Origin of the sequence: Streptomyces sp. NPDC052101 (genome assembly GCF_040680235.1) — a bacterium.
GTDB lineage: Bacteria > Actinomycetota > Actinomycetes > Streptomycetales > Streptomycetaceae > Streptomyces.
Genome location: NZ_JBFAWH010000047.1, coordinates 14,587 through 41,350, shown reverse-complemented (window position 1 = coordinate 41,350; position 26,764 = coordinate 14,587). Strand labels below are relative to the sequence as shown.

Genomic DNA, 26,764 nt, shown 5'->3' with positions numbered 1-26,764 from the left:
TTTCGTCGATGCCTCGCTGGGCTTCGGGTTCCTCAAGGCCGCCCAGATGCCGCTGACCAAACGCGAACTGAGTGTGCTGTCCCTGGCGGCGGCCGGTGCGACCATCGCGGAGATCGCCGGAAGCCTGCACCTGTCCTACGGCACGGTCCGCAACTACATGGCGTCGATCACCCGCAAGACCGGCGCGCGGAACCGCATAGACGCCATCCGCATATCGCGGGGCGAGGGGTGGGTGTGACCGGGCCGGCCGGGCCTAGCGGGGCAGCGGCGCCGGACGCGCCGCCCAGCCGCCGGCCAGGTCCCGGTACAGGGCCGAGGCGCGCAGCAGCTCGGCGTGGGTGCCGCAGACGGTGCGCGCGCCGTCCATGACGAGGATCCGCTCGGCGCGGCGGGCGGAACTGATCCGGTGCGCGACGACGATCAGCGTGCCGCCCGGACGCGCCGCGAAGGCCCGCTCGGCGCGCGCTTCCGCCGCCGCGTCGAGATGGCAGGTCGCCTCGTCCAGCAGGGCCAGCGGGGCGGCGGAGAGGTAGGCGCGGGCCAGCGCGATCAGCTGCCGCTGGCCCGCGGACAGCTCCGCTGGGGCAACCGTGGCGCCGGGTCCGCCCAGTGTCTTCAGCAGCGGGGTCAGCCCGACCGCTTCGGCGGCTGCCATGAGTTCGGCCTCCGGCACGGGATCGTTGCGGAAGAGGGTCAGGTTCTCGGCCAGCGTGCCGGTGCTGACGTAGGCCTCCTGGGGGATCAGCACGGTCGCCCGCGGCGCGGGGGCGGGGTGGCCGTACACCCGGATGGTGCCTTCCTGCGGGGTGAGCAGGCCGGCGACGAGGCTGGTGAGCGTGGACTTTCCGATGCCGCTGGGGCCTACGACGGCCAGGTGGGCGCCTGCCGGGAGGGTGAGGTCGAGGCCGTTCAGGACGGGTTCACTGGCGGGGCCGTAGGCGAAGGTCACGGAGGTGAGGGAGAGGGCGGGTGGGGACTGGGGGATCGCGGTCGTCGGGCGGGTGCGGGTCGTGTGTGGCTGGGCGCGCCCCTTGGGGTGTTGCACGGTCAGTCGGCGGAGTACGACCGCCAGACGCGAGCCGCTGGTGCCCAGGCCGTGGACGAGGTTGTTCAGGGCGGGGAGCAGGGACTGGGTGACGTAGGCGAGCGCGCCGACCAGGGCGCCCGGGGTGACGCCGTGGCCGAGCAACCAGGGCGCGGTGACCAGGAGCAGGACCGCCGGTAGCTCGCCGCCCACCGCCAGCGCGGCGACGCGGGCCGCGCTCCAGCGGGCCAGGGCGCGGGCGGCCCGCAGTTCCGCGTCGGTGCGCCGGGCCACGGCAGCGGCGACGCGCTCCTCGGCACCGGCCGCCGTGACGTCCCGCAGCCCCGGAAGCACCTCGCCCAGCTCCTGGGCCAGCGCCTCGTCGGCGACGAGGAACGCCTCCTGACGGCGGGCCAGCGGACCGAGTGCCGCGGCGAACAGGGCCACCCCGGCGAGCAGCGGAGGCAGCACGACCACGAGCAGCAGCGGGGCCAGCGAACACAGGCCGATCAGGGCGCCGGCGGCGGTGAACAGGAACGAACGGGTCACCATCACCACACCGGCGAGCGTGTCCCGGGCGATCTCCACCTGCTGGGTGAGCCCGGACAGCGCACCCGCGTCCGCCCCCCGGACCCCGCGCGCGACCACCGCGGTCACCAGCCCGTCCCGGACCGGTTCGACCAGCGCGGCGACCACGCCGTACACCCGCCCGGTCCCGTACGCCCCGGCACACACGGCGAGCCCCGCGGCCCCCAGCCACAGCAGACCGGTGCGGGTGTGACCGGTCAGGAACCCGGCGTCCAGGGACCGGGCGAGGGCGTAGCCGACGAGGAAGGTCTGTGCCGCCTCCAGCGCCGACCACGCGCCGAGCCGGACCAGCACCCGCCACCGCGCCCGCAGAAACCGGCAGGCCTGCCGTCGCAGCGGCGTCGCACGACCGCCGCCCGGACCACTCTGTCCGACCCCGTCCACCGCCCCGGAACGACGCTCCCCGTCACCCACGCCCGTCACCTCCCGCTCCCGGCGACGCATGGCCGCTCCCCGGTGTGGTTGTGGGTACGTCCGCCGAACCGCGGCGGGGTCGTGCCCGAGGCCCGGTGCGTGGCGGCGCTCGCCTCGCGGCGTATCGGGTCGCGCCCCGGCCCGGGCCGTCGCTCGGCCATCCCTCGGCACCGTCATCCGCCCCGCACCTCCGTACCGGCCCCGCTTCCCACCTCGCCAGCGCCCCCGGTCTCGTCAGCGTCTTCGCGCCCGGACTCGTCCTCGCCGGTCCCGGGCTCCTGTTCCTCCCCTTCGGCCCCGAAGACCGCCCGGTACTCCGCCTCCCGCCACAGCTCACGGTGGGTTCCGAGGGCTCTGACGCGGCCGGCGTCCAGCCAGGCGACCCGGTCCGCGCGGGCTGCGGTCGTTGCGCGGTGGGCGATCAGGAGGCGGGTGCGGTGACCGTCGGCGGCCAGCAGGGTCTCGGTGATCCGGTGTTCCGTGACCGTGTCGAGGCTGGACAGGGCGTCGTCGAGGATGAGCAGCCGGCCGCCGTGCGCGAAGGCGCGGGCGAGTCCGAGGCGCTGGGACTCGCCGCCGGAGCGGGGCGCGTCGGCGGTGCGGGTGGCGTAGCCGTCGGGGAGGCGGCGCACGAAGTCGTCGGCGTGGGCGCGCCGGGCGGCGCGGCGGACGGCGGCGGGTGTGGCGGCGGTGAGCCCGAAGGCGATGGTGTCCTCGATGGTCGTGCCCCGCAGGGCCGGGCGCTCGAAGGCGTAGGCGACGGCGGTACGCAGCTCGGCGTGGGCGAGGTCGCGCAGCCGGACGCCGTCGAGGAGGACCTCGCCCGCGTCGGGGTCGGCGAGCCGGCCGGCGATCTGCGCGAGCAGGGACTTGCCGGCGCCGGAACGGCCGACCACGGCCAGGGAGGTGCCGCCCGGGACGGTCAGGTCGACGCCGTCCAGGACGGTGCGTCCGCCCCGGAGCGCGGTGACCGCCCGCAGCTGAAGCCGTCCGGTGCCGGGCGGCAGCCGTCCGGTGCCGTGTCGGGGCGCGGGCTCGGCCAGCACCTCGGCGAGCCGGCCGGTGGCCGCGCGGGCCCGGCCGAGCGCGGCCAGCTGCCCGATGAGCGCGCCGACGCCGGTGGCGAGCGCCGCGTACCGGGAGGCGGCCAGCACCTCGCCCACCGACAGGCGGTGCCGGGCCAGCAGCAGCCCGGCCACCGCCAGCACGCCCAGGTTCAGCAGCGGTGCCACGGTGACCGCCCGCGCGGCGGCCCGCCCCTGCACCCGCCACATGCGGTGCCCGGCGCGCGACAGTTCGGGCAGCGGCGCGAGGATCCGGGCGGTCTCGCGGTCCTCGACGCCCGCGGCCCGGATCGTGCGGAAGCCGCCGACGGCCTCCGCCAGCGCGCCGGCGATCCGCCCCTGCACCCGCTGGTAGTCGGCCACGCACGCCGTGGTGTCCCGGGCGAAGGCACGCAGCAGCAGGGCCAGGACCGGCGCACCGGCGAGGAACACGGCCGCCAGCCACGGGTCGATGAGGCCGAGCGCCACCACACCTCCGACGGGCCCGGCGAGCGCGGCGAGCAGCGCGGCCAGCGCGCCCGGTGCCGTCCCGGCCTGTACGGCGTTGCCGACCAGCCGCGCCACCAGGTCCCCGGCGCCGAACCGGGCCGCCGCACCCGGGCCCAGCGCCAGGACGTGCCCGGTGAGACGCCGGCGCAGCCATGCGGTGGCCTGGGCGTCACAGGTGCCGGTGAGCACCCCGGCGCAGCCGTCCAGGACGGTCAGCAGCAGGACGACGCCGGCGCAGCCGCCGACCCAGCGGGCGGCCGGGGCGCCGGCCAGCAGCAGGTCCAGGGTGCGGCCGAGCAGGGCGGGCAGCAGCAGGCCGGCTGCCGTGGCGGCCGTACTCACGGCGCACAGTGCGGCACAGCGGGCGCCGCCCTGGCGCAGCACCGCGCGCGACAGGGCCCGGCCGGACGGGGAAGCGGCGCTGCCGGGGCGGGAGTTCATCGGCTGGGGCCTCGCTCGGGTCGGACATGCACGGGAAGGCTCCGGACGGCCCCACCCATGCGGGAGGGGGCTGTCCGGAGCCGTGGACTCACCGGCCCGGTCAGAGACAGATGAGAATGCTCGCCGCGGAGACACAGGAGAGCAGGCTCACGGTGCTCGCGCCTGTGTGGCCGTCCGTCTCGGAGTCGAGGGTCTGCAGGTCGAGAAGTGCCATGATCGTTGTCCTTTCCCTGGTTCGGGGACGGGGTTGTGTCACGACTCCGTCAGGTCGCGGAGCCGCATCTGCGGGGCCGCCGGTGGCGGCGGGAGGAAGGGCAGGTGCGCGGTGCGGGCGCCGTCGCGTGCCGCGGCGAGCGCGAGCAGGCAGCCTGCCGTGCCGGTGGCCAGGTCCATGGAGAGCCGCATCATCTGGTGCCCGGGGAAGGCCAGTTGGCCCTGGTAGTCCATCGCGAACCAGCCGAGCCCCGCGATCTGCTGCTCCAGCCGCTCCTGCCCGGCGCCCGGCGCCGAGGTGCGGGCAAGGTGCAGGATCATTCCGGCGCGGCCCTGGAAGAGGCCGGGCTGGGCGTAGAAGCGGGAGGTGGCGGCTCTCAGGATGGCGGCGCGGGCGCGTTCGAAGTCGGCGTCGTCCGCGCGCGCCAGGTAGTCGTCGAGGACCAGCCCGATGCCCGCGCTGCCGTCGCCGAGGTAGGGCAGCGTCCGCCAGCCCTCGTCCACCTCCAGGCCGCCGCCCGCCTCCTGGAGGACACAGCGGTCCAGGTCGCGGCGGAGTGCCTCGCCCGCCGCGCTCAGCCAGCGGCCGTCGCCGGTCCGCTCGTACCGGCGCAGGAGGAACAGCGCGGGCCCGGTCGCGCCGCGCAGCAGTCCGGCGCGTCGGCGCGAGGTGTCCGGGACCGGTTCGGCGAGTCGCTGTACGAGGATGTCGGCGGCCTCTGCGGCGTGTTGCCCGAGGGCCGGCTCGCCGGCCTGGTCCGCGAGCCGGTCGAGGACCAGGCCGAGCCCGGCGAGTCCGCCGTGCAGGTCGGAGGCGAGGTTGCGCCAGTTCTCCCGCAGGATGCCGTCGACCAGGTCCAAAGCCCGCTGTCGGCGCCCGAGTCGGTCCAGCACCAGGGCGACGCCCGCGAGACCGTCGTACAGGCCGAGCGGGGTGCCGGGCGGCGGCGGGGCGGTGTGGGCCAGCAGCCAGCGCTCGCCCTCGTCGTAGCGGCCGGCCCCGGACGCCTGGAGCGCGTACAGCACCCCGGCCGCGCCGTGCGCGAGCCCGAGTCCGCCGCCGTCCGAGAACTGGGCGATGTCACCGGGGAAGAGCCGGTCGTCGCGTTCCGGCGTGGCGGAGGCGAGGATCGCCTTCACCATCGAGTCCCGGCTGTAGGGCCAGTCGCCGGGCACCACCGGCGGGGCCGGCCTGATGCGCGTCCCGCTCGCGCCGTCCCGGGTGATCTCCGCGACCGCCTCGTCGAGGAAGGCGCGCGGCACGCCCGGGAACTGCTCGGCGATCACCTCGGCGAGATGTGCGGCCTTGCCCCGGTCCACCACGAACAGCGTGGTCACCGGCAGGAACAGGGCGAGCCGCAGACAGGCCAGCGCGTAACGGTCGACGTCGGTGCCGCGGCGGTCCGGCGGGGCGAAGAATCCGGGGTGGGCGACGGTCTGCCGGGCGTTCTCCTCGGCCATGGCGGCGGCCTCGAAGTCGATGAGATACACCGACTGTTCGTCCTCGGCCACCATGATGTTGAAGACATGCAGGTCGTTGAAGACCAGCCCGCGCTCGTGCACCGCCGCCACCGCGCGCTCCACCGCCGCGTTGATCCGCAGCGCCCACGCCGTGTAGGCGGCGACCGCGTCCGGGGCGGGGTCGGGGGTGAGCAGCGGATGCCGCTCGGCGAAGAAGGAGTTGAGGGTGCGGCCGGCCAGCTGGTCCATGACCAGGAACCGGTGCTCGCCGAGGGTGAACCAGTCCCGCACCTCGGGCACCACGCCGGTTCCGGCGACCCGTTCCAGAGCCGCCTTCTCCCGCTCCAGCCGAGCCACCGCGTCCGCGCCGTCGGCGGCGAGCCCCGCGTGCGGCCGGGCCTCCTTCAGCACCACCCGCCGTCCGTCCCGGCTGTCGGTGCCGGCGTACACCCCGCCGCCGTTGGAGAAGTGCAGCGCCTTGTCGATGCGGTACGGCAGGTCGCCGACCGTCGTGGTGTTGCGGGCCGCCAGATGCGGCTGCAGGAACTCGGGCAGCGTCACCCAGTCGGGCACCTGGAAGGACGGGGCCCGCCGGTCCGGCACCAGCCGGCCCGCGCCGTCGGCGACCGCGAGGACCAGCGAACCGCGCTCGTCGACGACGTACCGGCGGGCGAAGGCGCCGTAGCGGACATAGAGCGGACCGTCGTGCCAGCGCAGGTCGGTGAGGATGTACGGACCCTCGAAACCCTCCAGCAGCGCGCCCAGTTCACGCAGCGTCCGCTGCAGCTGCTCCTCGTCCGCCGGATAGACCGTGACGAACTTGCCGCTGGTGTCGCGGCCCGCGTACTTGGCGTTGCGCAGGTGCAGCAGATGCGGGCCCGGCACGAACTTGAAGGGGATACGGCGCGGCACGCAGTAGTCCCACACGATGCCCGCGATCCGCTCCGCGTTCGCGGCCGTCGCCGAGGAGTGGATCTTCCAGCCCTGCGCCGGCGAGGGAAGCGGCGTGCCGTCGGTGTCCACCGGCGTCAGCGTCAGCCAGTCGCCGGAGCGCGCCGCGTGCCAGCCCTCCGGGACCTTTCGGCGCGCCGTCGCGAACAGCGGTGCCGCCTCGCCGCCCGCCCCCGGGAGCCGGTCCGGCGTGTCGTAGAAGTGCCCGTCGGCGAGCGCGTACACCTCGTACCGCTTGTCCATGCGCCTCCCGCCCCTTCTCGTGTGACCGGAGAAGACACTCGCAGGAGCCGGGTGGTCGCGGACAGTCACGACTGTCACAAGGACACCGTGCGGAACTCATAGGTCAAGATGCGTTCGGCGACTTTCGAACGAACCGGGCGCACCGGAGCACCCGCAGCGTCCACAGGGGCTGCGCGGCAGGCCCGCACGCGCTGTAATGGCGAAGTGGTCAGTGAGGGCGCTGCGATCAGCGGAACGAGAACGGCGCCGGAGCGTGCCGAAGCCGCCCTGGACACACTCACCGCGGCACCCGCCACGCCGGACCGGCTCCGCCGGGTCCTCGAACAGGCGCTGGTGTTCGCCGCGGCGGCCTTCGCCGGGGTGTACACGCCCGGCGACGACCCGTCCCAGCTGTGCCTCGCCGAGTCGGCGGGCCTGCCGCGCACGCTCTACGGACTCCGCGACGGCTATCCGGCCGCCGGCGCCTCCCCGGTCGCCGAGGTCCACCGCACGGGACGCCCGCGCTGGCTCGGCCCCGAGGAGCTGGCCGGCTTTCCCGAGGCACGGCGCACCCCGTCCGCGGACTTCTCCGTGGCCGTCCTGCCGCTCGGCGCGGCGGGCGGCGGCTGTCTGCTGGCCGTCAGCGAGCACCCCGGCGGCTTCGGCAGCGACGACCGCACCTGCCTGGAGCTGATCACCCGCGCGGTCGCCGTACCCTCGCCGGCCGCATCCGCCGGCGAGGGCGGCGAGCTGCCGCCGGACGCCTTCAGCCTGGCCATGGACAGCGGCCGGATCGAGGTCGGCGAGGAGATCCTGCGGCTGTTCGGGATCGGCCGGGACACCTTCGACGGCCGGGTCGAGACCCTGCTCGGGCACGCCGTGCCCGAGGATCTGCCCGCGCTGATGTCCGTCGTGGAGGCCGACCACATGTCCATCGGCGACCGCGAGCTGGAGTTCCGCATCCTGCAGCCCTCCGGCCCGCCCAAGTGGCTGCGGCTGCGCGGCCGGCTGCTGCCCGGCGGCGACGGCCGCGCAGCCCGGCTCGTCGGCACCGTCGCCGACGCCTCCACCCTGCGCTCCGACGTCACCGACGTAGCCCGGGTGCAACGCCTGGCCGCCGCCCTCGCCACCGCGGGCACCGTCAAGGACGTGGGCAAGGCCGTCGTCGCCGCACTGCGCGGGCCGCTGCAGGCCGACCGGATCGCGCTCGCCGAACTGGAGAACGACCGGCTCGTCGTCACCGTCCTCGACCCGCCCGAAGCCGAGGCCTGGCCCGAGCTGTGGCGCAGCGAATGGCGCACCGAGTGGCCCGACGCGCCGGTGCGCGCCATGCCCACCCTGGCCGCCGCGCTGCGCGAGGGTCGCGCCCGGATCTGGCCGGCCGGCAGCCCGCTGGAACCCGCCCTGGCCGAGGTCGGCCCCGGTGGCCTTGCCGTGCTGCCGCTGCCCGCCGGCGGCCGCATGGCCGGCGCCTGTCTGATCGGCTGGGACCGCCCGCACGACTTCGGCCCCGACGAACGCGCCCTGCTCACCGCCTGCGCGGGCCTGGCCGGCCAGGCCCTGCTGCGCGCCCACGCCTTCGACGCCGAGCACGAACTCGTCGGCATGCTGCAGCGCACCCTGCTGCCGCGCCGCCTGCCCCGGCTGCCCGGCGCGGTCGCCGTCGCGAGGTACCTGCCGACCACGGCCGGTCTGGAGGTCGGCGGCGACTGGTACGACGTGATCCCGCTCGCCGACCACCACGTCGCCCTCGTCATCGGCGACGTGCAGGGCCACAACGCGGGCGCCGCCACCCTGATGGGCCAGATGCGCACCGCGCTGCGTGCCTACGCCACCGAGGGCCACACGCCGGACGTGGTCGTGGCGCACGCCAACCGGCTGCTGCTGGAGATGGAGACCGACCTCTTCGCCACCTGCGCCTACGTCGACGTCGACATGGAGGAGGGCACCGCCTGGTGTGTGCGGGCCGGCCATCTCCAGCCCGTGCTGCGCCACCCGGACGGCACCGCCGAGATCGTCCGGGCCGAGGGCGGACCGCCGCTCGGCGTGCTCGGCCAGGCCGAGTTCCCGATGACCCCGCTGCGGCTGCTGCCCGGCACGGTGCTCGCGCTGACCACCGACGGGCTGGTGGAGTCGGCGGACGCCGACATCGACGTCGGCATGGACCGGTTCGCCGCTCAGCTGGCCGCCGCCGACCCGGTGCACCTCGGGCTGGTCGCCGACGCGCTGCTCACCGGCGCCCACCGCGGCGACGACGTGGCCCTGCTGCTGATGCGCTACGACGGCATGGCCGTACGCCCGTTGCGCGAGAGCTGGACGGTGTGGCGGGTGCCGGAGGCGGTGCGGCACGCCCGCCGCTTCACCCGGCGCACCCTGCGCACCTGGGGTGTCTCGCAGGACACCATGGACACGGCCCTGCTGGTGGTCTCCGAACTCGTCACCAACGCCCTCGTGCACACCGACGGCCAGGTCCGCCTCGACATGAGCCTGATCAACCACCGGCTGCGGCTTGCGGTAGCCGACTCCTCCCCGCGCAGCCCCGTCAAGCCCACCAGCATCGGCTGGGAGGCCACAGGCGGCCGGGGCATCCTCCTGGTCGAGGCGGTGTCGGCGGCCTGGGGCACACTCCCGGTCAGCGGCGGCAAACAGGTATGGGCAGACGTCGTACCCACCGGCTGACGACCAGGGCCTGGCCTCGTTTCGGCGTCTGGCTTCCCTCGTCGGTCTTGTGTCCGGCATCAGCCTCGTGGGGTCGGCTCGTGTGGGGCGGTGGCGGCGGTGGCCGGTCTTGTTCGCGTCGGCTGATGGCCGGGGCCCGCTGGTGCGGGGCGGCTGGCGGTCGCGGTCGGCCTCGTTTCCGGCGTCTGGTACCCGCCGTCGGCTCCGTGCTCGGTGGCCGGTGGGCTTCGTGCGTTGCGGCTGACGGCCACACGGGTGCGTTCGTGGGGGCGTTTGAGCAGGTTGGAGAGGCATATCCGGAAAGCGGTGCCTAGGGTCGATCGGTGTGGCTCACACCTTCGAAGAACTCGTGCAGAAGCAGCGCGCGGCCGACGCGGCCCACACCACGGTCGAGGAACTGCGGGACGCCTACGGCCCGCCGGCCGAGCGGGGCATGACCGGCGCCCAGTCGGGCACCTACGAGACCGCGCTGCGCGCCTGGCGTGACCTGGCCCGGGACGTGCAGACCGCGCTGAGCGAGTACGCGAAGGACACCGGCCGCCCGCGCCCCGAGGTCGAGGCCGAGGTGGCCCGGGCCGCGGCGGAGCCCGAGGACGCATGAGCCGTGCCGGCCGCCGCGCCGAGCGGCTCGTGGACGCCGCGGACGCCCGGCTGCCCGTGCTGGAGGGCGGCTCGCTGCTGCGCAAGGCGTTCCCCGACCACTGGTCCTTCCTGCTCGGCGAACTCGCCCTGTACAGCCTGCTGGTGCTGATCCTGACCGGCGTCTGGCTGACCCTCTTCTTCCAGCCGGAGATGCGCGAGGTCGTCTACGCGGGCCCCTACGCTCCGCTGCGCGGAGTGCGGATGTCGGCCGCCTTCGACTCCACCCTGCACATCAGCTTCGACGTGCGCGGCGGACTGCTGATGCGGCAGACCCACCACTGGGCCGCGCTGGTCTTCGTCGCCGCGATCGGCGTGCACATGCTGCGGATCTTCTTCACCGGCGCGTTCCGCCGGCCGCGCGAGCTGAACTGGGTCGTCGGGCTCACCCTGTTGGTGGTCTCGCTCGCCGAGGGCTTCGCCGGCTACTCGCTCCCCGACGACCTGCTCTCGGGAACCGGGCTGCGCATCGCGCAGGGCATCATGCTGTCGATCCCGGTCGTGGGCACGTACGTGGCCTTCCTCGTGTTCGGCGGCCAGTACCCGGGCCACGACATCATCACCCGCCTCTACCCGGTGCACGTCCTGCTGCTTCCGGGTGCCCTCATCGCCCTGGTGGCCGTACACCTGATCCTGGTCGTGCATCTGAAGCACACGCAGTGGCGGGGGCCGGGCCGCACGCAGCGCAACGCCGTCGGCAAGCCGTTCTTCCCGCAGTTCACCGCCTCCTCCGGCGGCCTGGCCGTCATCGTCACCGGCCTGCTGGTGCTCCTCTCCGGCCTGGCCCAGGTCAACCCGGTCTGGAACTACGGCCCCTACCGCCCCGACCAGGTCTCCACCGGCTCCCAGCCCGACTGGTACGTCGGCTTCCTGGAGGGCGCGCTGCGGCTGGTCCCGCCCTGGGAGACGAACGTCGCGGGCCACACCCTCATGTGGAACGTCCTGCTCCCGGCGGTCGTCCTGCCGGGCCTGCTGTTCACCGTGCTGTACGCCTATCCGTTCGTGGAGCAGCGGCTGACGGGGGAGTGGCGGATCGAGCGGCATCTGTGCGACCGTCCCCGCGAGCGGCCCGTCCGCACCGGGCTCGGCGTCGCGGGCGCCGTCTTCTACGGTGTCCTGCTGCTGGCCGGCGGCAACGACGTCATCGCCCAGACCTTCCGTATCTCCGTCAACGCCCTGACCTGGGTGCTGCGCGTCTGCCTGGTCGTGGCACCGGTCCTCGCCTTCCTGGTGACCCGGTGGCTGTGCCGGGCTCTCGCGGCCGCCGAGACCGAGCGGCTGGCCGAGGGCGTGCCCACGGGCGAGATCCGGCAGAGTCTCGCCGGCGGCTACGAGACCGACCACGAGCCCGTCCGGACTTTCAGGCCCGGCGCCCCGCGCAGACCGCTCACCGGTGCGCGTACTGGAACACCAACCCGTACACCCCGCGAGCCAGAACCCCCAGGCCGATGAGGAACAGCCACAGCCCGAACACCACCCCGGCCGCCGTCACCGCGGCACCGAGCGCGGTGACGACCGGCCACAGGCTCTCGTCGGGGAAGAACGCCACCGGCCCGGCCGCATCCGCCACTTCCGCCTCGGTGCGGTCCTGGGCCCGCGTCCCCCGCCGCCGGTACTGGATCAGACAGAAGAACGCGACCAGCGCGGCCATCCCGCACGCCACGACCAGCGCGACCGTGCCCGTCTCGTCCCCCGACCACACCCCGTACAACGCGGCGGACCCGCCGAAGAACACGGCGACCCCGCCGAACAGCATCGCCTCCGCCTTCACCGGGCGCCCTCCTCCTCGGCCCACCGCACGACCTCCGGATGGTGCAGGTCGAAGGCGGGCGACTCCGAGCGGATCCGGGGCAGCGCCAGGAAGTTGTGCCGCGGCGGCGGGCAGGACGTCGCCCACTCCAGGCCGCGCCCCCACCCCCACGGATCGTCCGCGGTGACCCGCTCGCCCCTGACGGAGGTGCGCCACACGTTGTAGAGGAACGGCAGGGTGGAGACGCCCAGCAGGAACGCGCCCGCCGAGGAGAGGGTGTTGAGCAGGGTGAAGCCGTCGGCGGGCAGATAGTCCGCGTACCGGCGGGGCATACCGGCCTCGCCGAGCCAGTGCTGCACCAGGAAGGTCAGCTGGAACGCGGGGAACAGCAGCCAGAAGTGCACCTTGCCGAGCCGCTCGTCCAGCATCTTCCCGGTGAACTTCGGCCACCAGAAGTAGAACCCGGCGAACATCGCGAACACCACCGTGCCGAACAGCACATAGTGCAGGTGCGCCACGATGAAGTAGGTGTCGGTCAGATGGAAGTCCAGCGGCGGCGAGGCGATCAGCACGCCGCTCAGCCCGCCGAGCAGGAAGGACACCAGGAAGCCCAGCGACCACAGCATCGGCGTCTCGAACGACACCGAGCCGTTGGTCATCGTGCCGATCCACGCGAAGAACTTGATACCGGTGGGCACCGCGATCAGGAACGACATGAGGGAGAAGAACGGCAGCAGCACCGCGCCGGTGGCGAACATGTGGTGCGCCCACACCACCGCCGACAGCATGGTGATCGCGATCGTGGCCCCGACCATCGGCAGATAGCCGAAGAGCGGCTTGCGGGAGAACACCGGCAGGATCTCCGAGACGATCCCGAAGAACGGCAGCGCCACGATGTAGACCTCCGGATGCCCGAAGAACCAGAACAGGTGCTGCCACAGCAGCGCGCCCCCGTTCGCCGCGTCGAAGACATGCGCTCCGAACTTCCGGTCCGCCTCCAGCACCAGCAGCGCCGCCGTGAGCACCGGGAACGCGGGCAGGACCAGGATCGAGGTGAACAGCACGTTCCAGGTGAAGATCGGCATCCGGAACATCGTCATGCCCGGGGCGCGCAGGGACAGGATCGTGGCGATGAAGTTCACCGCGGTCAGCGTCGTCGAGACCCCCGAGACCGCCAGCCCCATCACCCACAGGTCACCGCCCGCGCCGGGGGAGAAGTAGGCGCTGTTCAGGGGCGCGTAGGCGAACCAGCCGAAGGCCGCCGCCCCGCCGGGCACCAGGAATCCGGAGACCACCATCAGGCCGCCGAACAGGTACATCCAGTACGACAGCGCGTTCAGCCGGGGGAAGGCCAGGTCGGGCGAGCCGATCTGCAGCGGCATCACGGCGTTGGCGAACCCGGCGAACATGGGGGTCGCGAACAGCAGCATCATGATCGTGCCGTGGATCGTGAAGAACTGGTCGTACCCCTGCTGGCTCAGGAACTGCAGACCCGGCCGGGCGAGTTCCGCGCGCATCCCGAGGGCGAGCAGTCCGGCGAGCAGGAAGAAACAGAACGCCGTGACCATGTAGAGCCGCCCGATCACCTTGTGGTCGGCGGTGGAGACCCAGCGCAGCAGGGTCCGGCCCGGACGCGGGGCGGGTGCCGTGTAGCGCTCGACGACCGTGTAGGTGTCCGACATTTCCGGTAGTTCCGTCATCGCGGGTGACGCTACCCCCCGTGCCCTGAGGCCTCCTGTGCGCCACGCCCTCGCCCCGCCCGTCGCCGCCATCCAGTCGTACAGGCGGAGGCGGGATTCGGCCCAGCGCGGTTAGGGTGGCGCGACTGAAGGCTCCGGTGGTGCGGAACTCCTCGACCAGGGAGCGGACCCCGCCAACGACGACGTTGCAAGGTGCGGATCCGTTCATGAATCTCCTCGTCACCGGCGCCGCCGGGTTCATCGGCTCCCGGTACGTCCGTATGCTGCTCGCCGCCGACCCGCCCGGAGCGCCCCGCGTCACCGTGGTGGACAAGCTCACCTACGCCGGCACCCTCACCAACCTCCCCTTCGGCCACCCCCGCCTCGACTTCGTGCACGGCGACATCTGCGACGCCGCCGTGGTCGACAAGCTGATGGCCGATGCCGACCAGGTCGTGCACTTCGCCGCCGAGTCGCACGTCGACCGGTCCATACAGGGCGCCGGGGAGTTCGTGCGCACCAACGTCCTCGCCACCCAGACCCTGCTGGACGCGGCCCTCAGACACGGCGTCGGCCCGTTCGTGCACATCTCCACCGACGAGGTCTACGGCTCCATCGACACCGGCTCCTGGCCGGAAACCCACTCGCTGGCCCCCAACTCCCCCTACTCCGCCTCGAAGGCCTCCGCCGACCTGCTGGCCCTCGCCCACCACCGCACCCACGGCCTGGACGTCCGTGTCACCCGCTGCTGCCGCTCTACGGCGACGGGCGCAACGTCCGCGACTGGCTGCACGTCGACGACCACTGCCGCGGCATCGACCTCGTGCGCACCAAGGGCCGCCCCGGCGAGGTCTACAACATCGGCGGCGGCACGGAACTGAGCAACAAGGAGCTGACCGGACTGCTCCTCGACGCCTGCGGCGCGGACTGGGACCGGGTGGCGTACGTCCCCGACCGCAAGGGCCACGACCTGCGCTACTCGGTCGACTGGAGCAAGGCCCGCGACGAACTCGGCTACCGTCCGCGCCGTGACTTCACCACCGGGCTCGCCGAGACCGTCGCCTGGTACGAGGACCACCGCGCCTGGTGGGAGCCGCTGAAGGAGCGGAGCCCGCGATGAGGCGGCCGGTCACGCGGTGGGCGTGGCCGCATGCCGACCCGGCGGTCAGGCTCGGGTCTTGGCGAGCAGTTCCAGCACCTCGGCGGTGGTGCCGCTCTCGCCGAGCCGCGGGAAGATCCGCTCGACGCTGTTCGTGTGCGCCTCGGCGTCCGCGTCGGCCATCGCGTCGGTGGCGAGGGTGACGTGGTAGCCGTGGGCGTAGGCGTCGCGCGCGGTGGACTCCACGCCGATGCTGGTGGCGATGCCGGTCAGCACGATCTGGGTGATGCCGCGGCGGCGCAGCTGGACGTCCAGGCCGGTGCCGTGGAAGGCGCTCCAGTTGTGCTTGGTGACGCGGATGTCGCCGGGGTGGCCGGACAGTTCGTCGACGATGACATCCCAGCCCTCGGCGAAGGCCAGGCCCCGTGCCTGGCGCTCGGTGCGGCCGGGGACGGCGTCGGCGCCGTCGGCGGCGAAGGAGACGCGGACCAGGACCACGGGCAGGTTCCGGGCACGGAAGGCGTCCGCGAGTTCGGCGGTGCGGGACACGACCTCCGAGCCGGCGTACGGCTGGGTCGGCATCGCCGTGATGCCGTTCTGCAGGTCGATCGCGACGAGGGCGGTACGGGGGTCGAGCGTGGTGAGCGACATGAGTCAGTCAGGCCTTTCCAGGGGTGGTGGTGCGTCGGGTGGTGAGCCGGCCGAGGGAGCGGTCGGGCAGGGTCGTCGCCAGCAACAGCACGGAGCCGGCGAGCATGAACAGGGCCAGGCCGTGCAGCCCGGCCGTGTCGGCGCGGTGCGGGTAGAACGCCGCGGTAGCGGCGGACGAGCCCAGCGCGCCGAGGTATGTGAAGGTCCGCAGCAGCCCGGCCGCGGAGGCGATCCGCTCCGGATCGGCCTGCCGGTACAGGGCGTTCTGCGCGGCCAGGCCGATGAGTCCCTGCGGGATGCCGAGTACGACGCCGACCGCGAGCAGCAGCCACAGCGGACTGCCGGACCGCACCAGGAGCAGCAGGGCGCAGCCCGCGATCTGCAGCGCGGAGCCGATGAGCAGCTTGGCGCGCACCGCCTCCCGGCGTCCGGTGAGTGTGGACACGGTCAGCGCGGCCACCGACAGCGGCAGCAGCACGAGCCCCGCACCGGAGGCGCTGAGTCCGCGGCCCTGCTCCAGCCACTGGGTGTAGCCGTACATGAAGGCGTAGGAGGTGGTGTAGGCGAGCAGCTGGCGCAGATAGGTGGTCAGCAGCGGGCCGTTGCCGCCGAGGACGCGCAGGTCGATGAAGGGGTCCGGCACCCTCAGCTCGCGCACCGCGAAACCGGCGGCGGCGACGGCCGACAGCACCGGCAGATACCAGCGGCCTGTGCGCGGGTCCATCAGGAACAGCATCAGCGCCACCAGCAGCAGCGCGAACAGGACCATGCCGGTCAGGTCGACGCCGCGCCGCCGGGTCGCTGACCGCGGCAGCCGCAGGGCGCCGAGCACCAGGCAGGCCGCCGAGAGCGGCACGTTGACGGTGAACACGGCACGCCAGCTGCCCAGGCCGATCAGCAGTCCGCCGAGCGCGGGCCCGACGACGGCCACCGTCTGGTTGGCGACGGCGAGCGCCGTCAGTACCCCGGCGGGGCTGTCCTGACCGGTGCGTTCGGCCTCGCTGCGGGTCAGCCGCATGGCCGCCGGGTACGCCGCCGAGGTCCCTAAGCCCAGCAGGACGCGGGCCGCGATCAGCGCGCCCAGTGCGGGGGCGAGCGCGCCGAGCAGGCCGGCGATGCCGACCAGGGCCGTACCGGCGAGATAGAGCCTGCGGGGGCCGTACATGTCCACCAGGCGGCCGATGACGGGCTGCCCGACGGCCGTGGCCAGATAGAGCGCCGAGACCAGCCACGCGGTCTCGGCGGGCGGGGCTCCGAAGGCGACGCCGATCGGCACCAGGGCCACGGCGATCATCGAGGAGTTGACCGGGTTGAGGACCGAGCCGACGAGCATCGGCGGTATCAGCCGGCGGTCGAATCCGGCGGGGGAGGGGCGGGCGGCTCTCCCGGTGCGTGCGGTGAGTCTCACCGTCACTGCTGCGACAGCCGTTCCATCAGCTCCAGCGCCGCGAGGACGGTCTGCCGCTCCTCCTCGGTGTAGCGGTCCTGGAAGGCGCGGGCCAGCCACTCCTCGCGGACCTGCCGGTTGCCTTCTATGCGGGCCCGTCCGGCGTCGGTCAGCGTGACCAGCTGGCGGCGGCCGTCGTCCGGGTCGGGGGCGCGTCGGATCAGTCCGTGCTGGTCCAGGGCGGCCAGCGTGGTGGCCATCGACTGCGGGCGTACGCCCTCGGCGGCGGCCAGGGCGCTCGCCGTGGCGGCGCCGTGCTTGCCGACCAGGGTGAGCGCCGACTCCTGCGACGGGCTGAGGTCGGTGTTCTGCGCGACCTCGCGGATACGGCGCCGCAGCCGGCTGAACACCACGCGCAGATCGCGCGCGGCGCGGGCGGCGGAGTCGGAGATGTCGGCCATGCGTCCCACGCTAGGACCGACAGCCGAAACTGTCCAGTCCAGGCTGTTTAAATTACTTGTTCAGTTCTCCTGTTCAGTTCTCCTGTTCAGTTTTGCCTGGTGAACTGGCGGGTACCCGCCCGTCCTCGGACCGCTCGCAGTGACCGCGTGGGCAAGGGAGGCGACCATGCCGTCCACCGTCGTCATCACCGGTGCCAGCGCCGGGATCGGCCGCGCCACCGCCCGGCTGTACGGTCGGCGCGGCGCGAACGTCGTCCTGGTCGCCCGTGGCGAGGGCGGCCTCGGGGAGGCGGCCGACGAGGTCGCGGCCCTCGGCGGACGGCCCCTCGTCCAGCCCGCCGACGTCGCCGACCCGGCCCAGGTGGAGGCCGTCGCCGAGGCCGCGGAGAACGAGTTCGGACCGGTCGACGTATGGATCAACTGCGCCTTCGCGACCGTGTTCGCGCCGTTCGACGAGATAACCCCCGGCGAGTTCCGGCGCATCACGGACGTCACCTACCTCGGCTTCGTCAATGGCACCCGCTCGGCCCTGACCCGCATGCTGCCCCGCGACCGGGGCACGATCGTGCAGGTCGGCTCGGCACTCGGGGAAAGGTCCATCCCGCTGCAGTCGGCGTACTGCGGCGCCAAGCACGCCGTCAACGGCTTCACCTCCGCCCTGCGCACGGAACTGCTGCACCGCGGCAGCCACGTCCACGTCACCATCGCCCAGCTGCCCGCCGTCAACACCCCCCAGTTCGCCTGGGTCCGCTCCCGGCTGCCCCGGCACCCCATGCCGGTGCCGCCGATCTACCAGCCGGAGGTCGCCGCCCGCGGCGTGCTGTACGCGGCCGACCACCCCCGTCGCAAGCAGTACTACGTCGGCGCCACGACCGCGGCCACCCTCTGGGCCAACCGGCTCGCCCCGGCCCTGCTGGACCGCTACCTCGCCCGCACCGGCTACGAAGCCCAGCAGACCGACCGCATCCCGCCCACCGGCCTCGACAACCTCTTCGCACCCGTGGACCGGGACCCCGCCGAGGACCGCGGCGCCCACGGCGACTTCGACGACAGCGCCCACGCCCGCTCCTGGCAGGAGACCCTGCTCCGGCACCCCGCCGCCACCGCCGTCGGCACCGGCGCTGCCCTGCTGGGCGCCGTACGCGGAATCCGCCGGCTCACCGCCCGGCCCGCCTAGGCTGAGCGCGTGCGCCTCCTCCTGATGTCGGACACCCATCTGCCGAAACGGGCCAAGCGGCTCCCGGACGCGCTGCTGGCCGAACTTCCGCACGCCGACGTCGTGTTCCATGCCGGCGACTGGGTCGACACTGCCACCCTGGATCTGCTGGAGAGCCACAGCCGCCGGCTCATCGGGGTCTACGGCAACAACGACGGCCCCGAGCTGCGCGCCCGGCTCCCCGAGGTGGCGTACGCCGAGCTGGGCGGTCTGCGCTTCGGCGTCGTGCACGAGACCGGCTCCGCCCAGGGCCGCGAGGCCCGCTGTGCCGCCCGCTTCCCCGACCTCGACGTGCTGGTCTTCGGCCACAGCCACATCCCGTGGGACTCCACCGCCCCGACCGGCCTGCGCCTGCTCAACCCCGGCTCCCCGACCGACCGCCGCCGCCAGCCCCACCGCACCTACCTGACGGCCGCCGTCGCCGACGGGGCACTGACCGAGGTGACCCTGCACCGCCTGCCCGAGCGCTAGCGGGCCCGCTTCCCGCGGGGATCCCAGCCGGTGGCTCTCGGCTCGGCGTGCCCTCTCCGCCTGCGTCGTAGCAGCCGTGCGGTCACCGCCACCAGTATCGCGATCGCTGCCGCCACCGCCGCCGCGCGCTCGGCCAGCGGCGGCCCCGCGGCGCGCAGCAGGTCGAGCGGCTGGGGCTCCTCGTCGGCAGGGGCGGCCGGTTCCTCCGTAGCAGGCTGAGGACGCGTGGCCAGCCGCTGCGCCAGGCAGTTCGCGAACTGGCCCACCAGGCGGTCGCCGACCTCCGCCAGCACCCCGCGCCCGAACTGTGCCGGGCGGCCGGTCACCGCCAGGTCGGTCCGGACGGACACCGCCGTGCCGCCGCCGTCGCGTTCGGTCAGCGTGCCGGTGACCGTCGCCCTGGCCGTGCCCTGCCCGCGGGTCTCCCGGCCGCTCGCCACGAGGACCATCCGGTGCGCCGCGGCGTCCTGCTCCGCGAAGAACGCCGTGCCCCGGTAGGTCACCGTGACCGGGCCGACCTTCACCTTCACCGAGCCGGTCACGGTCTCGCCGTCGTAGTCCTCCACCACCGCGCCCGGCAGACAGGGCGCGACCCGTTCGATGTCGAGGAGTGCGTGCCAGGCGTCGTCGACCGGGACCGGGACGGTGAACTCGTGGTGCAGCTCCATGACATGCTCCCTTCGGAGGCGTCAGACGGCGGTCGGGTGGATGGCTCCGACGGTGGTGGTCAGGGGCGCGCCGCTGCCGCCCCAGCGCAGGGCGACGATCTCGGCGGCGACGGAGACGGCGACCTCCTCGGGCGTACGGGCCCCGAGGTCGAGGCCGAGCGGTGAGCGCAGCCGGGACAGCTCGGCCCCGGTCAGACCGGCTTCGGTGAGCCGTTCGCGCCGCTCCTCATGGGTGAGCCGGCTGCCCATCGCCCCGACGTAGGCGGCCGGGCGGCGCAGGGCCTCCTGCAGCAGCGGCACGTCGAACTTCGGGTCGTGGGTCAGGACGCAGATCACCGTGCGGTCGTCGGTCTCGGTACCGGCCAGATAGCGGTGCGGCCAGTCGACCACGACCTCGGCGCCCGCCGGGAAGCGCTTGGGCGTGGCGAAGACCGGGCGGGCGTCGCACACGGTGACCCGGTAGCCGAGGAAGTCGCCGATCCGGGCCACCGCCGCCGCGTAGTCGATCGCCCCGAAGACCAGCATGCGCGGCGGCGGCGCGAACGACTGCAGGAACACCGTGACGGCGTCCTCGCGGCGCTCGCCGTGCGGCCCGTAGTGTCTGAGCACCGAGGCGCCGAGGGCGAGTTCGCCGCGCGCGTCGGCGGTGACGGCGACATCGAGGCCGCTTGCGCCCAGCGTGCCCGCCGCCCGGTTCGGCCAGACGGCGAGCGTGGCACCGCGCGGTGCGGGCCCGTCCACCACCGTGGCCACGGTCACCGGCTCGCCCTCGGCGACCGACGCGGCGACCGCGCCGAACGCCGGATCCGACGCCGGGGTCACCGGCCGTACCAGCAGGGTGATCTCCCCGCCGCAGGTCAGCCCGACCGCGAACGCGTCCTCGTCGCTGTAGCCGAAGGTCGCAAGGCGCGCCTCGCCGTTCGCCGTGACCTCCAGAGCGAGTTCGAACACCGCTCCCTCCACACAGCCCCCGGACACACTGCCCACGACCTCGTCGTCCGGGCCCACCGCCATCGCGGCACCGGGCCCGCGCGGTGCGCTGCGGCTGACCGCGACGACCGTGGCCAGCCCGAACGGGATCCCGGCCGCGTGCCAGCGGGCCAGCGCCGGCAGAATCTCACGCACGATCCGCTCCTCTCACCCGATCCGCATCGGTCACCCGGTCGGCATCGGTCACCCGGTCCGCATCAGTGACTCGGTCCGCGGCCGTCGCCCGGTCCGCACCGCGTACCACCGCCGCCAGCCGCTCCAGCGCCGCCAGGCTGTGCCCCGCGACGAAGGCGTCCACGCTGGGCAGCGCCGCCGCCATCCCGGCGGCCAGCGGCGCGTAACCCGGGCGCGCCTTGCGGGGGTTCGCCCAGACCACCTGGTGCGCCAGGGCGTGCAGCCGGCGCATCTGCTGTCCGAGCAGCTCCGGATCGCCGCGCTCCCAGCCGTCGGAGAGCAGGACGACGATCGCCCCGCGAGCCATCCCGCGCTGCCCCCAGCGGTTCAGGAACTCCCGCACCAGCTCGCCGAGCCGGGTGCCGCCGCGCCAGTCGGGCACGGCCGCCGCGACGGCCGCCATCGCCAGATCGGGGTCGCGGTGCGAGAGTTCGCGGGTCACCCGGGTCAGCCGGGTGCCGATGGTGAACACCTCCGTGCGGCCCGCGCGCACCGCCGCGTGCGCGAACCGCAGCAGCGCGTCGGCGTACGGCGCCATCGAGCCGCTCACATCGACGAGCAGCACCACCCGGCGGGGCCGCTCCACCCGCGCGTGCCGGCGCAGCCGGGCCGGTTCCCCGCCCCGGCGCAGCAACTCCCGCACGGTGCGCCGCGGATCGACCTCGCCGCGCCGGGCGGGCCTGCGCCGCGCCGAACGGCGCGCCTGGCCGCGCAGGGCGAACGCGGCGAGCAGACGGCGCAGTTGGTCCCGTTCGGCGCTGTCCAGCGCGGCGAAGTCGCGGTGCCGCAGCACCTCGGCCGGGCTGGCCTGCGCGGCCACCGGAGGTCCGGGCGGTTCGCCCTCGCCCGGCGCGCCCGCACCCACGGGCGCCGCCCGCGCGACGAGCCGGAGCCGGGGCGGGGGAGCGGGCGGCGCCAGGCGAGCGGTTCGCCCGGCAAAGGACCCGAAGTACGCGGCGAACACCCGCTCGTACCGCTCCAGATCGTCGTGCCCGCCGCACAGCGTCGCCCGCCCCGCCTCGTACACGTCCGCGCGCACCCCCGGACGCAGGGCGGCCACGGCGCGCAGGAACGCGTGCAGCCGCTCGGTGCTCGCGTCGACGCCCGCCGCCCGCAGGGCGCGCACGAACCCGAGCAGCACGGCATCCGCCCCGAGCCGTCCGGCCTCCGCCCCGGGCAGCTCGTCAGGCCGTACGGCATCCGGTCCCGGCGGAGGGCCCGCCCCGCCCGCGGCCGTGCCCACCGCGCTCACCCGCCCCGCGCCGCGAGGACCGCCGCGAGATCGAGCCCCCGCGCCCGGTCCGTGTCCTCCCGGTACTTCAGCACCGAGCCCAGCGTCGCCACCGCCAGCTCGGCGTCCACCTCGCTCGCCCCCAGCGCGTCCAGGGCCTCGGCCCAGTCGAGGGTCTCGGCGACACCGGGCGGTTTGAGCAGGTCGGCGCCGCGCAGCTCCTGCACCAGCGCGGTCACCTGCTCCGCCAGCCGCGCCGACACCCCGGGCAACCGGCGCCGCACGATGGCCAGTTCACGGGCGAAGGAGGGATGGTCGAACCAGTGGTAGAGACACCGCCGCTTCAGCGCGTCGTGCACCTCCCGGGTCCGGTTCGAGGTCAGGACGACGACCGGCGGGTCCTCCGCGCGCAGCGTGCCCAGCTCCGGGATCGTGACGGAGTACTCGGACAGCAGCTCCAGCAGGAACGCCTCGAACTCGTCGTCGGCCCGGTCGATCTCGTCGACCAGCAGCACCGCCGGCTGGGTCTGCAGGGCGCGCAGCAGCGGCCGGGCGATCAGGAAGCGCCGGTCGTACAGCTCGCTCTCCAGGCGGTCCGCGTCCGTGACCCCGGCCGCCTCGGCTGCCCGCAGGTGCAGCAGCTGGCGCGGGAAGTCCCAGTCGTACAGGGCCTGCGAGGCGTCGATGCCCTCGTGGCACTGCAGCCGGATCAGCGGAGCGCCGAACGCGTCGGCCAGGGCGGCGGCGAGCGCGGTCTTGCCCACGCCCGCGTCGCCCTCGCAGAACAGCGGCCGGTGCAGCCTCAGGGCCAGGAAACAGGTGACGGCCAGCCCTTCGTCGACGAGGTATCCCGTCTCCTCGAGGCGGGCCCGCACCTGCTCCGGGTCGTCCATGGTGATGATCGGTGCTCACCCCATTCCGCCGGCGTTCAGCACCGCCCGCCTGGTCAGGACGCGTGCGAGGTGCTCTCGGTACTCGGGCGAGGCGGACACGTCCTGGGCCGGCCGGGTGCCCTCGGCCGCCGCCTCTGCGGCCCGGGCCACGGCCGCGGGGCCGTCCGCACCGGACAGCGCCTCCTCGGTCCGGGTGGCGCGCAGCGGGGTGGAGCCCATGTTGGCCAGCCCGATGCGCGCCTTGGCGATGTGCCCGTCGTCGCGCCGGACCAGGGCCGCGACGCCGACGATCGCCCAGGCCTGGGCGGCCCGGTGGAACTTCTCGTAGTGGAAGCCCCAGCCGCCGGTCTTCGGCACCCGTACCTCCACGAGGAGTTCGTCGGGCGCGAGCGCCGACTGGAGGTAGTCCAGGAAGAACTCCCGGGCCGGGATCGTGCGCCGGCCGTCCGGCCCGGCGGCGACGAGTTCGGCGTCCAGGGCCAGCGCCACCGCGGGCAGGTCGCCGGCCGGATCGGCGTGTGCCAGCGAACCGCCGAGGGTGCCCCGGTGCCGTACGGCGGGGTCGGCGACCGTGGCCGTCGCCGCCGCCAGCAGACCGGCGTGCCGGCGCACCAACGGGTCGCGGATCACGTCGTGGTGTGTGGTCAGGGCGCCTATGACGAGGGTGTCGCCGTCCTCGCGCACCCCGCGCAGCTCCGGGATCCGGCCGACGTCCACGACCAGTTCCGGGAAGGCCAGCCGCAGCCGCAGCAGCGGCAGCAGGCTCTGCCCGCCGGCCAGCACCTTCGCCTCCTCGCCCGCGTCGGCGAGGGTGTGCACCGCCTCGTCGACGCTGGTGGGGCGGGCGTAGTCGAATGCCGGGGGAATCATGCCGACGCCTCCTTCACCGCGCGCCACACACGCTCGGGTGTGCAGGGCATCCGCACGTCGTGCACGCCGAGCGGCCGGAGCGCGTCCACGACGGCGTTGACCACGGCGGGTGTCGACGCGATCGTCCCCGCCTCGCCCACGCCCTTGACGCCCAGCGCGTTCGAGGCCGCCGGTGTCTCCGTCCGGTCGGTCACGAAGTCGGGCAGATCGGCCGCCGACGGCACGAGATAGTCGGCCATGGTGCCGGAGACGAGGTTGCCCTCGTCGTCGTACACGGCCTCCTCGTACAGCGCCTGCGCGATGCCCTGCGCGAGTCCACCGTGCACCTGCCCCTCGACGATCATCGGGTTCACGGCCCGGCCGACGTCGTCGACGCAGACGTACGACCTGATGCGCGTGTGCCCGGTCTCGGTGTCGACCTCGACCGCGCACAGATGGGTGCCGTGCGGGTAGGAGAAGTTCTCCGGGTCCACGACGTGCTCGGCGTTGATCGTGGGTTCGACGCCGTCGGGCAGGTCGTGGTTGGTGAACGTCTCGAAGGCGATCTCCTGGATGGTCCTGCGGGCTTCCGGGGAGCCCTTCACGGAGAACACGCCGGCGCTGAACTCCAGGTCCTGTTCGCTCGCCTCCAGCAGGTGCGCGGCGACCTTCCGTGCCTTCTCCACGACCGTGCGCGCGGCCCGGTGCACGGCCTCGCCGCCGACGGCCAGCGACCGCGAGCCGTAGGTGTCCATGCCCTGCGGGGCGGCCCGGGTGTCGCCGTGCACCACCTCGACGTCCTCGAAGGGCACACCGAGCGTGTCGGCGGCGATCTGGCTCCAGCAGGTCTCGTGGCCCTGCCCGTGCGGGCTGGTGCCGGTGACGACCTCGACTTTGCCGGTGGGCAGCATGCGGATGCTCGCCGCCTCCCAGCCGCCGGCCGCGTACCTGAGGTCGCGCAGCACCCGGCTCGGCGCGAGCCCGCACATCTCGGTGTACGTCGACACGCCGATGCCGAGCCGTACCGGGTCGCCGCGCTCGTTGCGCTCCCGCTGCTCGGCGCGCAGGTCGTCGTAGCCGAACAGCGCGAGTGCCTTGCCGGTGGCCGCCTCGTAGTCGCCGCTGTCGTAGGTCAGTCCGGCGATCGTGGTGTACGGGAACTCCTCGTGCCGGATCCAGTTGCGGCGCCTCAACTCGACCGGGTCCAAGCCGAGTTCGGTCGCCAGCTCGTCCATGATCCGCTCGATGGCGAAGGTCGCCTCGGGGCGTCCGGCGCCGCGGTAGGCGTCGGTGGGCGTGCGGGTGGTGAAGACGCCGATGCAGGTGAACTCGTAGGAGTCCATCTTGTAGATCGCCGGGTACATGAAGGCGCCGAGGATCGGGATGCCCGGGGTGACGAGCATCAGGTAGGCGCCCATGTCGGCGGTGAGGCCGACCTTGAGGCCGAGCAGCCTGCCCTCGCGGGTGGCGGCGACCTCGACGTCCTGGATCATGCCGCGGCCGTGGTGGGTGGCGAGATAGCCCTCGGAGCGGGACTCGGTCCACTTCACCGGCCGGCCGAGCCGGCGCGCGATGGCCAGCGCGAGCACCTCCTCGCCGTACACCTGCAGCTTGGAGCCGAAGCCGCCGCCCACGTCCGGGGCGATCACCCGCAGCTTGTGCTCGGGGATCCCGGTGACCGTGGCCAGCATGATGCGCAGGATGTGCGGGATCTGGGTCGCCGAGTAGACCGTGTACTCGCCGGAGGCGGCGAGCGGGGTGACGACGACCGCGCGCGGCTCCATCGCGTTGGGGATCAGCCGCTGCTGGTGGTAGCGGCGCTTGAGCGTGACATCGGCGCGTTCCCGTACCGCCGCGAAGCTCTCGCCGGTGGCCAGCGGCCAGGTGTAGCAGCGGTTGGTGCCCTTGTCGGCGTGGACCAGCGGGGCGTCCTCGGCCAGCGCGGCCTCCAGGTCGAGGACCGGGGGCAGCGGGTCGTAGTCGACCTCGATCGCCTCCAGGGCGTCGGCGGCCGCGTACCGGTCCCGGGCGACCACGACCGCCACCGGGTCGCCCGCGTAGCGGACCTCGTCGACGGCGATCGGCGGATGGCCGGGCAGCACGATGTCCTCGGTCACCGGCCAGGCGCAGGGCAGCGAACCCAGCCCCTCGGCGAGGTCGGCGCCGCTGAACGCCGCGATGACACCGGGGCGTTCGAGGGCGGGGGAGACGTCGACGCGGGTGATGCGAGCGTGGGCCAGCGGGCTGCGCAGGATGGCCAGGTGCATGAGTCCGGCCACCTGGATGTTGTCGGTCCAGTTCGTCTGGCCGGTGATCAGCCGGGCGTCCTCCTTGCGCAGCCGGCTCCGCCCGACCTCGCGTTCGACGGCCTGGTCGGTCATGCCGAGACCTCCTCGCCGACCGGGGGGCCGGGTGCGGAGGCGGCCTCGGGAGCCTGGTGCCCGGCGGCCGCGAGCACCGCGCGGACGATGTTCTGGTAGCCGGTGCAGCGGCAGAGGTTGCCCTCCAGGGCCTGCCGGACCTCGTCCGGGCCCGGGTGCGGGTTCTCGCGGAGCAGGTCCCGCGCCGCCATGATCATGCCCGGCGTGCAGTAGCCGCACTGCAGTCCGTGCTGCTCGTGGAACGCGTGCTGCAGCGCCGTCCACTCGCCGTCCCGCGCGAGCCCCTGGATCGTCGTCACCTCGCACCCGTCCGCCTGGACGGCGAGCACCGAACAGCTCTTCACGCTCGCCCCGTCCAGGTCGACCGTGCACGTCCCGCAGTTGGAGGTGTCGCAGCCGATCGGGGTGCCGGTGAGGCCGAGGCGGTCGCGGAGGTAGTGGGCCAGGAGGAGACGGGGTTCCACGTCGTCCTCGTACGTGGTGCCGTCCACGTTCACCGAGATGCGGGTCATGTGCCCTCCAGACCGTGCGGGAGAGGGAGATCGGCCACCTGAAGTGATGAAATCAGCCATATGGCGTGATGTACGTCACCCTACGACCGCGCTCTGGCCGCGGCGAGCGCGAGCGCTGTGGCGGGCTTTTGTTGAGCGTTAATCCATTGCGGCTCGTCGTCGCCGTC

The 26,764-nt window shown here is 73.8% G+C and carries 22 protein-coding genes and 1 pseudogene; 7 read left to right on the top strand and 16 right to left on the bottom strand.

Going from position 1 to position 26,764, the window contains the following annotated elements; genetic code table 11:
• On the top strand, positions 1–238 hold a 238-nt coding region (locus tag AB0L75_RS39945), incomplete at its 5' end, for a helix-turn-helix transcriptional regulator (RefSeq protein WP_365191177.1).
• Positions 239–253: 15 nt separating this feature from the next.
• Here AB0L75_RS39945 and AB0L75_RS39940 read toward each other — a convergent pair.
• The 4 genes from AB0L75_RS39940 to lanKC form a co-directional block, all read right to left on the bottom strand.
• Entirely contained in the window at positions 254–2,056 is a 1,803-nt protein-coding gene (locus AB0L75_RS39940) for an ATP-binding cassette domain-containing protein (protein WP_365191175.1), read from the bottom strand.
• 143 nt (positions 2,057–2,199) lie between these two features.
• Complete coding sequence (locus tag AB0L75_RS39935; RefSeq protein WP_365191173.1) at positions 2,200–4,020, bottom strand: ABC transporter ATP-binding protein; 1,821 nt, start codon at positions 4,018–4,020, stop codon at positions 2,200–2,202.
• 100 nt (positions 4,021–4,120) lie between these two features.
• Positions 4,121–4,234 carry a SapB/AmfS family lanthipeptide gene (locus AB0L75_RS39930; RefSeq protein WP_365191171.1) on the bottom strand — a complete coding sequence of 38 codons (114 nt, stop codon included), beginning with the start codon at positions 4,232–4,234 and terminating at the stop codon, positions 4,121–4,123.
• A gap of 38 nt (positions 4,235–4,272) precedes the next feature.
• Entirely contained in the window at positions 4,273–6,888 is a 2,616-nt protein-coding gene (gene lanKC, locus AB0L75_RS39925; RefSeq protein WP_365191169.1) for a class III lanthionine synthetase LanKC, read from the bottom strand.
• A gap of 204 nt (positions 6,889–7,092) precedes the next feature.
• Here lanKC and AB0L75_RS39920 point away from each other — a divergent pair, with 204 nt between their 5' ends.
• The 3 genes from AB0L75_RS39920 (at position 7,093) to AB0L75_RS39910 (ending at position 11,637) form a co-directional block, all read left to right on the top strand.
• Positions 7,093–9,546, top strand: a complete 2,454-nt coding sequence (locus tag AB0L75_RS39920; protein ID WP_365191167.1) for a SpoIIE family protein phosphatase — start codon at positions 7,093–7,095, stop codon at positions 9,544–9,546.
• A gap of 325 nt (positions 9,547–9,871) precedes the next feature.
• A complete protein-coding gene (locus AB0L75_RS39915) occupies positions 9,872–10,147 on the top strand; it encodes a hypothetical protein (RefSeq protein ID WP_365191165.1) in 276 nt (91 codons plus the stop codon).
• A complete protein-coding gene (locus tag AB0L75_RS39910) occupies positions 10,144–11,637 on the top strand; it encodes a ubiquinol-cytochrome c reductase cytochrome b subunit (protein ID WP_365191164.1) in 1,494 nt (497 codons plus the stop codon). The genes AB0L75_RS39915 and AB0L75_RS39910 overlap by 4 nt, the downstream gene beginning before the upstream one ends.
• Here the strand turns inward: AB0L75_RS39910 and AB0L75_RS39905 are convergent.
• Positions 11,573–11,956 carry a cytochrome c oxidase subunit 4 gene (locus tag AB0L75_RS39905; protein WP_365191163.1) on the bottom strand — a complete coding sequence of 128 codons (384 nt, stop codon included), beginning with the start codon at positions 11,954–11,956 and terminating at the stop codon, positions 11,573–11,575. The two genes, AB0L75_RS39910 and AB0L75_RS39905, sit on opposite strands and share 65 nt — an antisense overlap.
• Positions 11,953–13,617, bottom strand: coding sequence for a cytochrome c oxidase subunit I (gene ctaD / locus AB0L75_RS39900; RefSeq protein ID WP_365191183.1), 1,665 nt, complete (start codon positions 13,615–13,617; stop codon positions 11,953–11,955). The genes AB0L75_RS39905 and ctaD overlap by 4 nt, the downstream gene beginning before the upstream one ends.
• A 224-nt stretch (positions 13,618–13,841) precedes the next feature.
• Between ctaD and AB0L75_RS39895 the strand changes: the two are divergent.
• Positions 13,842–14,734: pseudogene (locus AB0L75_RS39895) on the top strand (dTDP-glucose 4,6-dehydratase).
• A gap of 45 nt (positions 14,735–14,779) precedes the next feature.
• On the opposite strand, the gene AB0L75_RS39890 reads toward AB0L75_RS39895, so the two are convergent.
• Genes AB0L75_RS39890 through AB0L75_RS39880 form a run of 3 tightly spaced genes read right to left on the bottom strand, consistent with a single transcriptional unit; the run spans position 14,780 to position 17,212 of the window.
• The gene (locus AB0L75_RS39890) at positions 14,780–15,364 is read right to left on the bottom strand and encodes a hydrolase (protein WP_365191162.1); all 585 of its coding nucleotides are present in this window, start codon (positions 15,362–15,364) and stop codon (positions 14,780–14,782) included.
• Between the two features lie 7 nt (positions 15,365–15,371).
• The gene (locus AB0L75_RS39885; RefSeq protein ID WP_365191161.1) at positions 15,372–16,778 is read right to left on the bottom strand and encodes an MFS transporter; all 1,407 of its coding nucleotides are present in this window, start codon (positions 16,776–16,778) and stop codon (positions 15,372–15,374) included.
• Positions 16,775–17,212 carry a MarR family transcriptional regulator gene (locus tag AB0L75_RS39880; RefSeq protein WP_365191159.1) on the bottom strand — a complete coding sequence of 146 codons (438 nt, stop codon included), beginning with the start codon at positions 17,210–17,212 and terminating at the stop codon, positions 16,775–16,777. Before AB0L75_RS39880 ends, AB0L75_RS39885 begins: the two co-directional genes overlap by 4 nt.
• Before the next feature lie 166 nt (positions 17,213–17,378).
• On the opposite strand from AB0L75_RS39880, the gene AB0L75_RS39875 reads away from it, so the two are divergent.
• The gene (locus AB0L75_RS39875; protein WP_365191157.1) at positions 17,379–18,389 is read left to right on the top strand and encodes an SDR family oxidoreductase; all 1,011 of its coding nucleotides are present in this window, start codon (positions 17,379–17,381) and stop codon (positions 18,387–18,389) included.
• Between the two features lie 9 nt (positions 18,390–18,398).
• Complete coding sequence (locus tag AB0L75_RS39870; RefSeq protein WP_365191155.1) at positions 18,399–18,899, top strand: metallophosphoesterase; 501 nt, start codon at positions 18,399–18,401, stop codon at positions 18,897–18,899.
• Here the strand turns inward: AB0L75_RS39870 and AB0L75_RS39865 are convergent.
• The 7 genes from AB0L75_RS39865 to AB0L75_RS39835 form a co-directional block, all read right to left on the bottom strand.
• Complete coding sequence (locus AB0L75_RS39865) at positions 18,896–19,567, bottom strand: SRPBCC family protein (protein ID WP_365191153.1); 672 nt, start codon at positions 19,565–19,567, stop codon at positions 18,896–18,898. The genes AB0L75_RS39870 and AB0L75_RS39865 overlap by 4 nt on opposite strands.
• A 21-nt stretch (positions 19,568–19,588) precedes the next feature.
• Positions 19,589–20,692: an XdhC family protein gene (locus AB0L75_RS39860; RefSeq protein ID WP_365191151.1), complete on the bottom strand. Its 1,104-nt coding sequence runs from the start codon at positions 20,690–20,692 to the stop codon at positions 19,589–19,591.
• A complete protein-coding gene (locus AB0L75_RS39855) occupies positions 20,685–21,911 on the bottom strand; it encodes a VWA domain-containing protein (protein WP_365191181.1) in 1,227 nt (408 codons plus the stop codon). Before AB0L75_RS39855 ends, AB0L75_RS39860 begins: the two co-directional genes overlap by 8 nt.
• A gap of 68 nt (positions 21,912–21,979) precedes the next feature.
• A complete protein-coding gene (locus AB0L75_RS39850; protein ID WP_365191149.1) occupies positions 21,980–22,855 on the bottom strand; it encodes a MoxR family ATPase in 876 nt (291 codons plus the stop codon).
• Positions 22,856–22,870: 15 nt separating this feature from the next.
• Entirely contained in the window at positions 22,871–23,725 is an 855-nt protein-coding gene (locus AB0L75_RS39845; protein WP_365191148.1) for a xanthine dehydrogenase family protein subunit M, read from the bottom strand.
• Positions 23,722–26,085, bottom strand: a complete 2,364-nt coding sequence (locus AB0L75_RS39840; RefSeq protein WP_365191147.1) for a molybdopterin cofactor-binding domain-containing protein — start codon at positions 26,083–26,085, stop codon at positions 23,722–23,724. The genes AB0L75_RS39845 and AB0L75_RS39840 overlap by 4 nt, the downstream gene beginning before the upstream one ends.
• Entirely contained in the window at positions 26,082–26,597 is a 516-nt protein-coding gene (locus tag AB0L75_RS39835; RefSeq protein ID WP_365191145.1) for a (2Fe-2S)-binding protein, read from the bottom strand. Before AB0L75_RS39835 ends, AB0L75_RS39840 begins: the two co-directional genes overlap by 4 nt.
• Positions 26,598–26,764: the final 167 nt, after the last annotated feature.